The following is a 14,275-nucleotide window of genomic DNA, read 5'->3' as shown; positions in this document are numbered from 1 at the left end:
GGTTTTTACTGGCCGGTACGGGGTCTGGGAATACGCAGAACAAGACAAGTGCTCAACTTTTGCAGGAGGTTGAACCATGACGGATGTGCCGGACTACCGGGTCGAGCACGACTCCATGGGAGAGGTGCGCGTCCCCGCCCACGCCAAATGGCGGGCCCAGACCCAGCGGGCGGTGGAGAACTTCCCCATCTCCGGACAGCGCCTGGAGCGCGCCCACATCGAGGCGCTGGCCCGGATCAAGGCCGCCGCCGCGAAGGTCAACGCGGAGCTCGGCGTCCTCGACAAGGACATCGCCGGCGCCATCCAGGAGGCCGCCGCCGAGGTCGCCGAAGGCCGATGGGACGAGCACTTCCCCGTCGACGTCTTCCAGACCGGCTCCGGGACCTCCTCCAACATGAACACCAACGAGGTCCTCGCCACGCTGGCCGGCGAGCGCCTCGGCCGCGACGTCCACCCCAACGACCACGTCAACGCGTCCCAGTCGTCCAACGACGTCTTCCCCTCCTCCATCCACATCGCCGCCACGGCCGCCGTCACCCACGATCTCGTCCCGGCCCTCGAACACCTGGCCACCGCCCTGGGGCGGAAATCAGCCGAATTCGCGGACGTCGTCAAGTCCGGCCGTACCCACCTGATGGACGCGACCCCGGTCACGCTCGGCCAGGAGTTCGGCGGCTACGCCGCACAGATCCGGTACGGGGTCGAACGGCTGCACGCCTCGCTGCCGCGCCTCGCCGAACTGCCGCTCGGCGGTACGGCGGTCGGCACCGGCATCAACACCCCGCCCGGCTTCTCCGCCGCCGTCATCGCCGAGGTCGCCCGCGCCACCGGACTGCCGCTCACCGAGGCCCGCGACCACTTCGAGGCACAGGGCGCGCGCGACGGGCTCGTCGAGACGTCCGGACAGCTCCGTACGATCGCGGTCTCACTCACCAAGATCGCCAACGACCTGCGCTGGATGGCGTCCGGCCCCCGCACCGGCCTGGCCGAGATCAACCTCCCGGACCTCCAGCCCGGCTCGTCGATCATGCCCGGCAAGGTCAACCCGGTGATCCCCGAGGCCGTCCTGATGGTCGCCGCCCAGGTGACCGGGAACGACGCCACGGTCGCGGCGGCCGGCGCCGCCGGGAACTTCGAGCTGAACGTCATGCTCCCCGTCATCGCCAAGAACCTGCTGGAGTCCATCCGGCTCCTCGCGAACGCGGCGCGCCTGCTCGCGGACCGTACGGTCGACGGCGTCACCGCGAACGTGGAGCGGGCGCGCGAGTACGCCGAGTCCTCCCCGTCCGTCGTGACGCCGCTCAACAAGTACATCGGCTACGAGGAGGCGGCGAAGGTCGCCAAGAAGTCCCTCGCCGAACGCAAGACCATCCGCGAGGTCGTCATCGAATCGGGGTACGTGGAGCGCGGTGACCTGACGCTCCAACAGCTCGACGAGGCCCTCGACGTACTGCGGATGACCCGCCCCTGACCTGGTGCTTCGTACGCCGTCGGCCCCGCCGCCCGTGATCTGCGTCGCGGCGTGGCCAAAGGCGCACCTCTAAGATCTGCGCATGACAGCCGAGACGACGACAGGGAGAGGAGCGCGCTCCGGCGGCGCGCGCTGGGCGCCGGGCGCCCGCATCCTGTGGCGCTACCGCGACAACGGCGGCGGTCACATCCACATCTGCCGGCCCGTGACCGTCGTCCAGGACACCGACGACCTGCTCGCCGTGTGGATGGCGCCGGGCACCGAGTGCGTCAAGCCCGTGCTCGCCGACGGCAGCCCGGTCCACGAGGAGCCGCTCGCCACCCGCTACACCGCGCCGCGCACCACCGTACGCACCCGGTGGGAGGGAGCCGGGGTGCTGAAGCTGGCCCGGCCGGACGAGCCGTGGTCGGTGTGGCTGTTCTGGGAGCGCGGCTGGCGGTTCCGCAGCTGGTACGTCAACCTGGAGGAGCCGCGCACCCGATGGGCGGACGGCGTGGACTCCGAGGACCACTTCCTGGACATCTCGGTGTACCCCGATCGCAGCTGGCTGTGGCGCGACGAGGACGAGTTCGCCCAGGCGCAGCGCAGCGGCCTGATGGGCCCCGCACAGGCCCGGCGGGTAAGGGAGGCCGGGCGGGCGGCCGTCGAGGTGATCCGCGCCTGGGGCGCGCCGTTCGCGGACGGCTGGGAGGACTGGCGGCCGGACCCGGACTGGGCGGTTCCGGAATTGCCCGCGGACTGGGATCGCACCCCGGCGCACACGGCTCCATGAGACCCTTGATGCGCCCCTGGGGTGCAAACGTAGGATCGTCCTCCGCACGTTGGCGGAGCAGTAACGACTGAGTAGAGACCAGGAACTGACCGTAAGTCATCCATGAGGGGGTGGAGCCGTGCCTGATCCGTGCCCGTATCCGTCACCCCTTGTCGACGCCGCCCTCAGAGCGGGTATAGCGCCTGACAGAGCGATCGCCTCGCACTACCGGCCCGGACGGACGGAATCCCACGCGTGACGGAGCATCCCACCTCCCACGAAGGCCGACAGCCCCTGGCTGCCCGGCCGCAGGAACGCACCCGGCCGCGGCAGGAGACGCCCCCGTCCCCCGCCGCGCCGCCCGCGCCTGCGCCCGCGTCGGCGCCCCGCGCGGGTGCTGCCTCTGCCCCGTCGTCCGCGTCGTCCGCGTCGTCCCCGACAGCCGCCGCACCGGGCGGCCCGGGACGCGGGGCGGCAGGCCGCGGCACCTCCCCGGGCATGACCGGTGCAGGCGCCGGTGCCGGGGCTTCCGGGCACGGGGCGGCATCGTCCGGCCACGCATCCGCGCCGGGCGGGAACATCGCCGGGACGGCCGGGCACACGGGTGGCTCTTCCGGACACGGCGGGCCCGCCCAGCCAACCGGGCACGGAGCCGGGCGTGGACCGTCCGGCCATGGCGGCACGCCCGCCGGGCGCGGCGCCGGGGCGGACGGGCAGGCCGGTGGAGCCGCCCTGCCGGGCGCCGCCGGAACCGGGACCGGGACCGGGCCGGGCGGCTCGCCCGCCGGGCCGGCCGGGCCGCTGGACGGGCTGCCCCTCCAGGGCGGGGCCGCTCCGGGCGGCGGCGGCCAGGAACCGGTGGCGGCCGCGCGGCGCGAGGGCGACCGGCTGCGCTTCGTGGGCGCCGCCACGCGCCGGATCGCCCGGGGCATCGACCTGGACGAGATCGTGCTCGGCCTGTGCCGGGCCACCGTGCCCACGTTCTCCGACGCCATCCTCGTCTACCTCCGCGACCCGCTCCCCGTCGGCGACGAGCGGCCCGTCGACCCGTTCGTCCTCCGCCTCCGCCGTACCGACAGGCTGCGTTTAACGGAGGACGACACCGACCTGGGTCTCTCCGCGGCCGACCCGGACACCGACCTCGACCTCGGCCCGGCCGCCGAGCTGTGCGAGGTCCAGGCCGGCGGCGCCCTCGCCGAAGTGCTCCGTGGCGTACGCCCGGTCTTCGGCGACTCGGCGGCCGCCCGCGCCGCGCTGCCCGAACTGCTCGGCGACGGGCGCTCCGTACCGTCCGGGCACCGGGCGATCCTGGCGCCGCTGCGCGGCCGGCGCCGGGTGATCGGCGCGGCCGTGTTCCTCCGCCGCCCCGACCGGCCGCCGTTCGAGCCGAACGACCTGCTGGTGGCGGCCCAGCTGGCCACGCACACGGCGCTCGGCATCGACAAGGCGGTGCTGTACGGGCGCGAGGCCTACATCGCCGACGAGCTGCAGCGCACCATGCTGCCGGAGAACCTGCCGCAGCCCACCGGCGTGAAGCTGGCCTCCCGCTACCTCCCGGCGGCCGAGACGGCCCGGGTCGGCGGCGACTGGTACGACGCGATCCCGCTGCCCGGCAGCCGGGTCGCCCTGGTCGTGGGCGACGTGATGGGCCACTCCATGACGTCCGCCGCGATCATGGGCCAGCTGCGTACCACCGCGCAGACCCTCGCCGGGCTCGACCTGCCGCCGCAGGAGGTGCTGCACCACCTCGACGAGCAGGCCCAGCGGCTCGGCGAGAACCGCATGGCGACCTGCCTGTACGCGGTGTACGACCCGGTCGCGCACCGCATCACCATCGCCAACGCGGGCCACCCGCCGCCGATACTGCTCCACCTCGGCGGCCGCGCCGAGGTGCTGCGCGTCCCGCCGGGCGCACCCATCGGCGTGGGCGGCGTGGACTTCGAGGCGGTCGAGCTGGACGCCCCCGCCGGGGCGACCCTGCTGCTGTACACCGACGGGCTCGTCGAGTCGCGGCTGCGGGACGTGTGGACCGGGATAGAGCAACTGCGTGAGCGGCTCGCCGCGACCGCCCAGTTGACCGGCCCGGACCACTCGCCTCCGCTGGAGGCGCTGTGCGACGACGTGCTGGACATGCTCGGCCCGGGCGACCGGGACGACGACATCGCGCTGCTCGCCGCCCGCTTCGACGGGATCGCGCCGAGCGATGTCGCCTACTGGTTCCTGGAACCGGAGGAGCAGGCCCCCGGCCGGGCGCGGCGCCTCGCCCGGCGGGCGCTGGCGCGCTGGGACCTGGAGGACCTGTCGGACAGCGTCGAGCTGCTGGTCAGCGAGGTGGTCACCAACGCGGTGCGGTACGCGGAGCGGCCGGTGACGCTGCGGCTGCTGCGGACGGACGTACTGCGCTGCGAGGTCGGTGACGACTCGCCGCAGCTGCCGCGCCAGCGGCGGGCACGGGACACCGACGAGGGCGGGCGCGGCCTGTTCCTGGTGAACCGGCTGGCCCGGCGGTGGGGTGCGACGCGGCTGTCGACCGGCAAGGTGGTCTGGTTCGAGCTGCCGACGCGTATCTGAGACGCCTCGGCGATGACATGACGGTGGCCGGGCCCCTGCGGAAGGGGCCCGGCCACCGTCGTGTGTCGTCTCTCAGGTCACGGCTTGGGCGGCTTCAGGTCGCCGGAACCGCCGGAACCACCGGATCCGCCGTCGCCCGGGTCGCCGGTCGGGTCGCCGCCGTCACCACCGCCGGTGGTGCCACCGGTCTCGCCCTCGGTCGGGTCGTCGGTCGGGGTTTCCGTCGGGGTCGGGAGCGTCGGCGTACGGGTGGGCGTGGGGGGCGTACGCGTCGGGGTCGGCTCCTCGGTGGGCGACTCGGTCTCGGTCGGCTCCTCGGTGGGCGACGCCGTCTCGGTCGGCTCCTCGGTGGGCGACGCCGTCTCGGTCGGCGCGGGCGGGGCCGTCTCGGCGAGGTCCAGGTCGAACCGGGCGTCGGAGCCGCCGTCGAGGGCGCCGAGTGTGTAGTCGGCCCAGATGCGGGCGGGGAAGCCACCGCCGTTGGCGCGGCCGGAGTTGGCGGTGCCGGTGAGGGTGACCTGCTTGCCCTTGTCGGCGTCCTCGCCGAAGAGGGCGACGACCGTGGCCAGTTCGGGCGTGTAGCCGGCGAACCAGGCCGACTTGTTGTTCTCCGAGGTGCCCGTCTTGCCGGCCGCCTGGTACGCGGAGGTGTTGGCCTCGAAGCCGGAGCCGTTCTTCACGACGCCGGTGAGGGCCGCGGTCACGGTGTCGGCGCTCTCCCGGCTGATGACCCGGTCGCCGATCGGGGGCTCCGTGCGCTCGAAGACGCGGTCCTTGTGCTCGGCGGACTTCACGATCGCCGGCGTGACCTTCTTGCCGTGGTTGTCGAGGGTGGCGTACACCCCGGCCATGTCCCACGTCGAGGCGCCCATGGTGCCCAGCGACATCGCGGGCTGCTCGACGAAGCTCTCGTCGTCCTTCATGCCGAGGGCGAGCGCCGTCTTCTTCACCTTGGCGGGGCCGGCGTCCACGATCATCTGGGCGAAGACCGAGTTGATGGACTTGTTCATCGCCTCCTGCACGGTGACCGGGCCGTAGCTGCGGTCGTCCTCGTTCTGCGGGGCGAAGGGGGTGTCGCTGCCCTCGACGGGGCGGCGGCTGGTGCCGTCGTAGATCGTGTTGAGGCCGATCTCGTCACCGTTCTGCGTCCTGGCGCCGTTCTCCAGGGCGGTGGCGAAGACCAGGGGCTTGAAAGTGGAGGCGGGCTGGTAGTCGCGGCGGGTGGCGTTGGACATCCAGTGCTCGGTGGCGCCGACGCCGCCGTACAGCGCGACGACCTTGCCGGTCTTGGGGTCGACGGAGGTGGCGCCGGCCTGGACCGTCGCGTCGACCTTGTTGTTCTTGCGGTCGAGGTGGTCCTCCAGCTGCTTGTCGACCGCCTTGACGAGTTCCTTCTGCCGCTTCTGGTCGATGTTGAGGGTGATGTTCCAGCCGCCGGCGTCGATGTCCTCCTCGCTGACGCCCTGGCTGATCAGCTCCTGCTTGGCGGCCGCGACGAGGTAACCGGTCTGGCCCTCCATGCCGGGCGCGGCCTTGGGCGCCTGCGGCACTGGGAACGTCTGCTCGGCGCGCTGGGACCGGCCCAGCCAGCCCTCCTCGACCATGTTGTTCAGTACGTAGTTCCAGCGCTCCTTCACCAGTCGGCGGCCGGTGGGGCTGGCGGCGTTCCAGTCGTACTGGCTGGGCGCCTGGAGGAGGGCGGCGAGGTAGGCGCCCTGGGAGACCGTCAGCTTCTCGGCGTCGACGCCGTAGTACGCCTGGGCGGCGGCCTGGATGCCGTACGCGCCGCGGCCGTAGTAGCTGGTGTTCATGTACCCGGCGAGGATGGCGTCCTTGTCCATGCGCTGGTCGACCTTGAGGGAGATCACCAGCTCCTTGAGCTTCCGGGTGACCGTCTGGTCCTGGTCCAGGTAGTAGTTCTTGACGTACTGCTGGGTGATGGTCGAGCCGCCCTGCTTGCCCTTGCCGCTGAGGGTGTTGAGCAGTCCACGGGCGGTGCCCATGAAGTCGACGCCGGAGTCCTGGTAGAAGGACTTGTTCTCGGCCGCGACGAACGCCTTCTCCACGTCGTCCGGGATCTTGTCCAGGCCGACGATCTCGCGGTTGATCTCACCGGTACGGGCGAGGATCTTGCCGTTGCTGTACTTGTAGACGTTGCTCTGCATCGTCGCCTGGGCGTTGGCGGTGGGCACCGGCACGAGCAGGTAGACGACGTAGAACGCGCCCATCGCGAGCAGGCAGAGCCCGAAAAAGGTGCCCAGCAGTTTCTTCCAGGTGAAGAAGCGGCGTATGCCCGCGCCTTCGGTCTTCGCCCCGCGCGCCCCGCGTTCCCGCGCCCGTCGCGCTTCCGCTCGACCCATCGCTCCGTCGCTCCGCTCTGCTCATCTGCGAATCAGCTCAGAAAAGTAACACCACGGGTACCGACAAAGCTCAACGGATCCGGTCTTTTCCGGACGTGAGAATGAGCACCCGTCTCACTGGAACCGACTCTTCAGGGGTGCGGAGGGTTGCCATGTGCGATAAAGTGATATCACTTTGCTAGTCCAGCGCCTGACCGGCGCCGGACCTCACCGGCAGACGGAACGGGGACGACCATGACCACATCGACCAACCGCGGTGCCTTGGCGGAAGACCTGCCCGACATGCCCGCGCCACGGGTACGGGAGTTCGCCGCGCACAGCATCGGCGGCGGGCTTGCCCTGCTGCTCGGCCTCGCCGGACTCGCGGCCGGCGTCTGCCTGGTGGTGGCGGGTGCGGCCACCGGCTCGACGGGCGGGAAGGTGGCGCTGATCGTGACCGGCGTGCTGGTGGCGTTCGCCGCGTTCCTCGCGATGTGCGGGCTGAACATGGTGGCGCCGGGCGAGGCCCGGGTGGTGCAGCTCTTCGGGCGGTACCGGGGCACGATCCGTGACGACGGGCTGCGCTGGGTCAACCCGCTCACCTCGCGGTCCAAGATCTCCACGCGGGTGCGGAACCACGAGACGGCCGTCCTCAAGGTCAACGACGCGTACGGCAACCCCATCGAGCTCGCCGCGGTGGTCGTGTGGAAGGTCGAGGACACCGCGCAGGCCATGTTCGAGGTGGACGACTTCCTCGAGTTCGTCTCCACGCAGACGGAGGCGGCCGTGCGGCACATCGCGATCGAGTACCCGTACGACGCGCACGACGAGGACGGGCTGTCGCTGCGCGGCAACGCCGAGGAGATCACCGAGAAGCTGGCCGCCGAGCTGCACGCGCGCGTGGAGGCGGCGGGCGTCCACATCATCGAGTCGCGGTTCACGCACCTCGCGTACGCGCCGGAGATCGCCTCCGCGATGCTCCAGCGCCAGCAGGCCGGCGCGGTGGTCGCGGCGCGGCGGCAGATCGTGGACGGCGCGGTCGGCATGGTCGAGGCGGCGCTGGACCGGCTGGAGGAGCGTGACATCGTGGAGCTCGACCCGGAACGGAAGGCGGCGATGGTCTCCAACCTGATGGTGGTGCTGTGCGGCGACCGCGCGGCGCAGCCGGTGCTGAACACGGGCACCCTGTACCAGTGACGCCGCCGCCGGACCGCCGCCAGCGCAAGCAGGTGCTGCTGCGCCTGGACCCCGCGGTGTACGAGGCGCTGGCGCGCTGGGCGGCGGACGAGCTGCGCAGCGCGAACTCCCAGATCGAGTTCCTGCTGCGCAAGGCCCTTTCGGACGCGGGCCGCCTGCCCCCCGCCCCGGGCCCCCTCCCCCGCCGCGGCCGCCCCCCGAAAACCCCTCCGCCCCCGGACTAGGCCCGCCGCGCCGGCTCTCGGGCGGCCCGCGCGACGGGCCGTTCGCCGTTCCGGCGGGGTGCGCCCGGCGGGGTCGCCCATGCGCGCATGCGCACCGTTGGGGTCCGCTCCGTGGGGCGTGTCCCCCTTCGGGCCGAGCCAGGACCCGGGCGCCCCACGTACAACCCAGCGCCCTGTCAGGGGGTCCGGGGGCTTGCCTCCGGTTTCGGGAAGGGGCGCCGGTGGTTACGACTCCGGGCCCAGCACCCGGACCGGCAGGACCGCCATCGCCTCCCGTAGCGCGCCGGCCAGTTCCTCGAACTCGGCCTGGCGGGCCGCGCCCGTGCGCATGGCGAGGGCGATGCGCCGGGAGGGGGCCGGGTCGGCGAACCAGCCCGTCACGAGGCGGTCGTTGCGCCCGGTCTCCACCGTCACGGCGGTGCGCGGCAGCAGGGTGACCCCGAGGCCGCCCGCCACCAGCTGGACCAGCGTGGACAGGCCGGCCGCGGTGGTGGTGACCGCGGCGCCGTCCTCGCGCCCCGCCTCGCGGCAGATGTCGAGCGCCTGGTCGCGCAGGCAGTGCCCCTCGTCCAGGAGCAGCAGCCGCAGCTCGCGCAGCGCGTCGCGCGGGATGTCGGTGCGGCCTCCCAGCCAGTGGTCCTCGGGCGTGACGAGCACGAAGTCCTCGTCGAACAGGGGCAGTTCGGTGACGCCGGGCACGCCCAGCGGGACGGCGAGCAGCAGCAGGTCGAGCCGCCCGGCGGCAAGGCCCTCCAGCAGGGACGAGGTCTGCTCCTCGTGGACCTGGAGGTCCAGCTCGGGGTACCGCTCGTGGACCAGGCGCAGCACCGTCGGCAGCAGGTAGGGCGCGACGGTCGGGATCACGCCGAGCCGCAGGACGCCCGTGAACGGCGCATGTGCCGCCTCCGCCTCCTCCATCAGCTTCCCGACCGCGTCCAGGACGGCCCCGGCCCGTACCGCGAGGCGTTCACCGGCGGGTGAGAGCAGCACCTTGCGTGTCGTACGCTCCAGCAACTGGACACCGAGTGCCTCTTCGAGTGCCGAAACCGCGCCCGAAAGGGCGGGCTGGCTCATTCCGATCGCGGCGGCCGCGTCCCGGAAGTGCAGGTGCTCGGCCACGGCCACGAACGCCCGGAGCTGGGCCAGACTGGGCTGCTTACCCTTATATACGGACACCACTGATAACCACCTTCGATCAACACGACGCAGTCTAGCTATTTCACTGATCAATGCACGCCGTGCCATGCTGTGGCTCCGTCCAACCCCCTCGGAAGGCCTCAAAAGGGACTTCCCAGCTGCAAGGAGAGCGTGTGCTCACTGTCGGTGACCAGTTCCCCACGTACGACCTGACCGCCTGTGTGTCGCTGGAGAGCGGCAAGGAGTTCGCGCAGATCGACCACAAGTCCTACGAGGGCAAGTGGCGCGTGGTGTTCTTCTGGCCGAAGGACTTCACCTTCGTCTGCCCCACCGAGATCGCCGCCTTCGGCAAGCTGAACGACGAGTTCGCCGACCGTGACGCCCAGATCCTGGGTGTTTCCGGCGACTCCGAGTTCGTGCACCACGCCTGGCGCAAGGACCACGCCGACCTGCGTGACCTGCCCTTCCCGATGCTCGCGGACTCCAAGCACGAGCTGATGCGCGACTGCGGCGTCGAGGGCGAGGACGGCTTCGCGCAGCGTGCCGTCTTCATCGTCGACCCGAACAACGAGATCCAGTTCGCCATGGTGACCGCCGGCTCCGTCGGCCGTAACCCCAAGGAGGTCCTGCGGGTGCTGGACGCCCTGCAGACCGACGAGCTGTGCCCCTGCAACTGGACCAAGGGCGAGGACACCCTCGACCCGGTCAAGCTGCTGGCCGGTGAGTGACCCATGGCCCTCGACGAACTGAAGTCCGCCATACCGGACTACGCCAAGGACCTGAAGCTGAACCTGGGCTCGGTCATCGGCAACAGCGAGCTCCCCCAGCAGCAGCTGTGGGGCACGGTCCTGGCCTGCGCGATCGCCTCGCGCTCGCCCAAGGTCCTGCGCGAGCTGGAGCCGGAGGCCAAGGCGAACCTGACGCCCGAGGCGTACCAGGCCGCCAAGTCCGCCGCCGCGATCATGGCGATGAACAACGTCTTCTACCGCACGCGCCACCTGCTCTCCGACCCGGAGTACGGGACCATGCGCGCCGGTCTGCGGATGAACGTCATCGGCAACCCGGGCGTGGACAAGGTCGACTTCGAGCTGTGGTCGCTCGCCGTCTCCGCCATCAACGGCTGCGGCATGTGCCTCGACTCGCACGAGCAGGTGCTGCGCAAGGCCGGCGTGGAGCGCGACACGATCCAGGAGGCGTTCAAGATCGCCTCGGTGATCCAGGCGGTCGGCGCGACGCTCGACGCCGAGGCCGTCCTCTCGGAGTAGTCGGGTACGCGGACGAGGAGGGGCCCACCGGCATCCGTGCCGGTGGGCCCCTTTCGCAATCGCTCAGTGGCTCAGTGCCGGAGCCCGGCCATCAGCGCCTTCATGTCCTCGACCATGAGGTCCTTGACCCCCGACATGGCGGACGCGTCGGGCTCCGGCGGTTCCTCCCCCGTTTCGGGGTCGTACTCCGTGTGCATGCTGACGAAGAGCGTCAGCACCGCCTGCCCGTCCAGCACCTTCAGCCCGGCGAAGCCTTCGCCGTCCTGGGCGTAGAACGCCCGCTCCCCCACGCCCTCAACGGGCTCCCAGTCCAACTCGTCCCAGCTGGGGGCGGTCTCGGCCGGCTCGAACTCCGGCCCCGGGTCGGTCTTCTTGTGCAGGGCGTACGAGAGGTCGGCGCCGAACGACTGCTCGCCGGAAACGAACGTCACCGAGCACTGGACCTGGTCCAGAGCCTCGTGGGCCTCGTGCATGTCCTGCGACGCCCCGTCACGCGTGCCGAAGGCCGTGCTCAGGGCCGCCAGCTCCGCCTCCTCGCACAGGTCGTCAGGCGTGCGGTAACCGCCCAGGCCCGGTCCGACGGCCTGGTACGCGTACAGCCCGCCCGCCCAGAGGGCCGAGGCCACCAGCGCGCCGCCGAGCGCCCACAACCAGGGGCGCGGCGCCCGCCGCTCACCGCCCGGCTCCGGCTCCACGGCCGGCGCGGGCCCGTACGGTGACGGCGGTGTCGGTACGTCCCCGTCGCCGCCGACGAGTTCGGGTTCCGATATCACTCGCCCTCCTCGGTCCCGGCCCTCGGCGGTGGCGTCGGCGCGGTGCCGTGGGCCGTCGCGCCGGGCGGCGCGCGCAGCGCCTGTTCCTGGCCGTACGCCCGCAGATAGCCGACGACCGTGTTGGTGACCGCGACGAGCGGGACCGCCACCACCGCGCCGCCGATGCCGGCGGTCAGGCCGCCCGCCGCGACGGTGAGGACGACCGCCAGCGGGTGCACGCGCACCGCGCGGCCCAGGATGAACGGCTGGAGCACATGGCCCTCGATCTGCTGCACCGCGAGCACCACGAGCAGCACCATCAGGGCGGTGAACACGCCCTGCGTGACCAGGGCGACGATGACCGCCAGGGCACCCGAGACGACCGCGCCGACCAGCGGGATGAAGGAGAAGAGGAAGATGAAGACGCCCAGCGGCACGGCCAGCGGCACATCGAGGAAGTAGATGCCCAGTCCGATGAAGATGGCGTCGATCATCGCGACGATCACCGTGCCGCGCACATAGGCGGTCAGTGTGCGCCAGGCGCGCGGCCCGGCGCCCGCCACTCCGGGGCGGGCCTGGGCCGGCATCAGCTTCAGGAACCAGTTCCACACCTTCCTGCCGTCGTACAGCAGGAAGAGGGTCGAGAACATCGTCAGCAGGATGCCGGTGAGGATCTCCACCATCACCGTCACGCCCTGCAGACCGGCGGAGGTGATTTCCTCCGTGTTCGTCCCGATCGTGTCGCTGAGGTTCTTGGCGATGTCGTTGATCTGCTGTTCGGTGACGTGGAAGGGGCTGTCCAGCAGCCACTGCTTCAGCTCGTCGATGCCGTCCCTGACGCGGTCGGAGATGTCGCCCAGGTTGTCCATCACCTGCCAGACGACGAACCAGCCGACCAGCCCCATGATGATGAAGCCGGTGATGGCGGTGAGGGCGGTGGCGAGCCCGCGCGGCAGGCCCCACCTCCGCAGCCGGGCCACGGTGGGCTGGAGCAGCGCGGTGATCAGCAGCGCGGCGACGAAGGCGAGGACCACCAGCTGCACCTCGCTGATGACCTTCATCAGCACCCACAGGGTGCCCGCGAGGACCAGCAGCCGCCAGCCCGCCTCGGCCGCGACGCGGATGCCCCACGGGATGGCCGCGACGGGATCCGGCCGTGCGGCGACGGCGGGGGCGTACGCGGGAGGAGCGGGCACGCTGTCCGGTACGGCCGCGGGCTCCTCGCCGGGCTCCTCCCCGGACGCACCCGCGGCTCGGCGCTCGTCCAACCGCTGTCCCATCCGGGTCAGGCCGGCTCCCAGTTTGCCGAGCCACCCTGGCACTTTCGACATGATCTTCTCTCTTCCCCCCACCACTCCCCCCGGGAGTTACGGCCCCGACGGTACACGCACGGAGCCCCTCACCGTAGGACGGTGAGGGGCTCCGGAAAGTTGAGCCGGGGGCGTGCCCCCTGGTACCCGTGGCCTAGTACCAGTTGTTCGCCTGCCAGAAGCTCCAGGCGCCGCACGGGCTGCCGTAGCGCTCGTTCATGTAGTTCAGGCCCCACTTGATCTGGGTGGCCGGGTTGGTCTGCCAGTCGGCACCGGCCGAGGCCATCTTGGAGCCCGGCAGCGCCTGCACCAGACCGTACGCGCCCGAGGACGGGTTCTGCGCGCGGTAGTTCCAGTCGGACTCGTGGTCCACGATGTTGCTGAAGCACTGGAACTGGTCGCCGGGGACCATCTGGCGGGCCATCGCCTGGACCTCGGCCACGCTGTAGGACGACTGCGCGGCGAAGCTGGAGGCGCTGCGGACCTCGTCGCGGCTGGCGCGCTCGGCGGCCTCACGCTCCTTGCGCTCCTGCTCGGCCTTCTCCGCCTCGGCCTTCTTGACCTCCGCCTCGGCGGCGGCCTTCTTGGCCTCGGCGTCCTTGGCGGCCTGGATGCGCGCGGCTTCCTCGGCGGACTTCTGCGCGGCCGAGTCGGCGGCGGCGGCCTGGGCCTCCGCCTGCTGCGTCAGCGACGAGACCTGTACCTGGGCCTGCTCGCCGACGGGGATGTCGGCCAGGAGCGTCGTGTTGGCGGCGGCCGCCTCGAAGTTGTCGTTCGAGGGCTGGGCGTTGCCCGAGGCAACACCCACGACGGCGCCGACAGTGGTGACCGCAGTGGCCGAAGCCACCGCGAATCCCCGGACCGAGATCCGGCTCACACGGTTTCCTTCCAGCATCGTCCGCTTAGGTGACCTCGCGGGCGAAAATCTTGCCCCTGACGCTGGTCCCCCCACTGCTGGGTCACGGGGGACACGGGCCCGGTGGGCAACTCCCTTGCGGGAGAGCCGCGTGGTGCTGCGGGCGGCATACGGCGAACGACTGTTGAGTTGTGTCACAAGGTGACAGGGGTGCCGTATGCGGGGCCTGACGGAAGCAAGACTCTGCCCGACGGCGACGCCGCAAGGCAATTCTTCGTTGCGTGTGAAAGCTCACACCCCAATAGCCCCAGGAGTTTTGCGCATTCCATCGCACAGCGCGACGCCGCCCGGCTAAGCTCTCGCGCTTTGCCGGGCGGCGCCCCTTGCATACCGGATTTGGGA

12 protein-coding genes are annotated in these 14,275 nt (G+C 71.3%); 7 read left to right on the top strand and 5 right to left on the bottom strand.

Translation table 11 applies throughout. The features are described from left to right. Positions 1–76: 76 nt before the first annotated feature. The 3 genes from AMK26_RS09475 to AMK26_RS09465 all read left to right on the top strand — a co-directional run bounded on the left by AMK26_RS09475 (position 77) and on the right by AMK26_RS09465 (position 4,793). Positions 77–1,471, top strand: a complete 1,395-nt coding sequence (locus tag AMK26_RS09475) for a class II fumarate hydratase (RefSeq protein ID WP_073754062.1) — start codon at positions 77–79, stop codon at positions 1,469–1,471. A gap of 82 nt (positions 1,472–1,553) precedes the next feature. Continuing rightward, entirely contained in the window at positions 1,554–2,243 is a 690-nt protein-coding gene (gene fomD / locus AMK26_RS09470; protein ID WP_073754061.1) for a cytidylyl-2-hydroxypropylphosphonate hydrolase, read from the top strand. A gap of 234 nt (positions 2,244–2,477) precedes the next feature. Continuing rightward, a complete protein-coding gene (locus tag AMK26_RS09465; protein ID WP_107420907.1) occupies positions 2,478–4,793 on the top strand; it encodes a SpoIIE family protein phosphatase in 2,316 nt (771 codons plus the stop codon). Between the two features lie 77 nt (positions 4,794–4,870). Here AMK26_RS09465 and AMK26_RS09460 read toward each other — a convergent pair whose 3' ends face one another. Beyond that, the gene (locus AMK26_RS09460) at positions 4,871–7,153 is read right to left on the bottom strand and encodes a transglycosylase domain-containing protein (protein ID WP_079277520.1); all 2,283 of its coding nucleotides are present in this window, start codon (positions 7,151–7,153) and stop codon (positions 4,871–4,873) included. Positions 7,154–7,387: 234 nt separating this feature from the next. Here AMK26_RS09460 and AMK26_RS09455 point away from each other — a divergent pair, with 234 nt between their 5' ends. Together AMK26_RS09455 and AMK26_RS09450 are read left to right on the top strand one after the other, a co-directional pair. Then, positions 7,388–8,329 (top strand): SPFH domain-containing protein, encoded by a 942-nt coding sequence (locus tag AMK26_RS09455; protein WP_073754060.1) that lies wholly within the window; start codon positions 7,388–7,390, stop codon positions 8,327–8,329. After that, positions 8,326–8,553 (top strand): hypothetical protein, encoded by a 228-nt coding sequence (locus tag AMK26_RS09450; protein ID WP_073754059.1) that lies wholly within the window; start codon positions 8,326–8,328, stop codon positions 8,551–8,553. Before AMK26_RS09455 ends, AMK26_RS09450 begins: the two co-directional genes overlap by 4 nt. 225 nt (positions 8,554–8,778) lie before the next feature. Here the strand turns inward: AMK26_RS09450 and AMK26_RS09445 are convergent, their stop codons facing one another. Then, positions 8,779–9,732 (bottom strand): LysR substrate-binding domain-containing protein, encoded by a 954-nt coding sequence (locus tag AMK26_RS09445; protein ID WP_073754058.1) that lies wholly within the window; start codon positions 9,730–9,732, stop codon positions 8,779–8,781. A gap of 131 nt (positions 9,733–9,863) precedes the next feature. Here AMK26_RS09445 and AMK26_RS09440 point away from each other — a divergent pair, with 131 nt between their 5' ends. Then, the gene (locus AMK26_RS09440) at positions 9,864–10,418 is read left to right on the top strand and encodes a peroxiredoxin (protein WP_073754057.1); all 555 of its coding nucleotides are present in this window, start codon (positions 9,864–9,866) and stop codon (positions 10,416–10,418) included. 3 nt (positions 10,419–10,421) lie between these two features. Further along, positions 10,422–10,955 (top strand): alkyl hydroperoxide reductase, encoded by a 534-nt coding sequence (locus AMK26_RS09435; RefSeq protein WP_073754056.1) that lies wholly within the window; start codon positions 10,422–10,424, stop codon positions 10,953–10,955. Positions 10,956–11,026: 71 nt separating this feature from the next. Here the strand turns inward: AMK26_RS09435 and AMK26_RS09430 are convergent, their stop codons facing one another. From AMK26_RS09430 to AMK26_RS09420, 3 genes are all read right to left on the bottom strand, one after another. Then, positions 11,027–11,728: a hypothetical protein gene (locus AMK26_RS09430; protein ID WP_073754055.1), complete on the bottom strand. Its 702-nt coding sequence runs from the start codon at positions 11,726–11,728 to the stop codon at positions 11,027–11,029. Next, a complete protein-coding gene (locus AMK26_RS09425; protein ID WP_073754054.1) occupies positions 11,725–13,038 on the bottom strand; it encodes an AI-2E family transporter in 1,314 nt (437 codons plus the stop codon). Before AMK26_RS09425 ends, AMK26_RS09430 begins: the two co-directional genes overlap by 4 nt. Before the next feature lie 133 nt (positions 13,039–13,171). Beyond that, complete coding sequence (locus AMK26_RS09420) at positions 13,172–13,894, bottom strand: transglycosylase SLT domain-containing protein (RefSeq protein ID WP_073754053.1); 723 nt, start codon at positions 13,892–13,894, stop codon at positions 13,172–13,174. Between the last annotated feature and the right edge of the window lie 381 nt (positions 13,895–14,275).

The organism is Streptomyces sp. CB03234, assembly GCF_001905885.1.
In the GTDB taxonomy this organism is placed as follows: domain Bacteria; phylum Actinomycetota; class Actinomycetes; order Streptomycetales; family Streptomycetaceae; genus Streptomyces.
The sequence above is the reverse complement of the archived record's forward strand: the minus strand, read 5'-3'. Positions and strand labels throughout refer to the sequence as shown.

Excerpts from the sequence above, each read along its gene's own strand:
- AMK26_RS09475 (WP_073754062.1), top strand. The coding sequence starts at position 77 with ATGACGGATGTGCCGGACTACCGGGTCGAGCACGACTCCATGGGAGAG.
- fomD (WP_073754061.1), top strand. The coding sequence starts at position 1,554 with ATGACAGCCGAGACGACGACAGGGAGAGGAGCGCGCTCCGGCGGCGCG.
- AMK26_RS09460 (WP_079277520.1), bottom strand. The coding sequence starts at position 7,153 with ATGGGTCGAGCGGAAGCGCGACGGGCGCGGGAACGCGGGGCGCGCGGG.
- AMK26_RS09455 (WP_073754060.1), top strand. The coding sequence starts at position 7,388 with ATGACCACATCGACCAACCGCGGTGCCTTGGCGGAAGACCTGCCCGAC.
- AMK26_RS09435 (WP_073754056.1), top strand. The coding sequence starts at position 10,422 with ATGGCCCTCGACGAACTGAAGTCCGCCATACCGGACTACGCCAAGGAC.
- AMK26_RS09425 (WP_073754054.1), bottom strand. The coding sequence starts at position 13,038 with ATGTCGAAAGTGCCAGGGTGGCTCGGCAAACTGGGAGCCGGCCTGACC.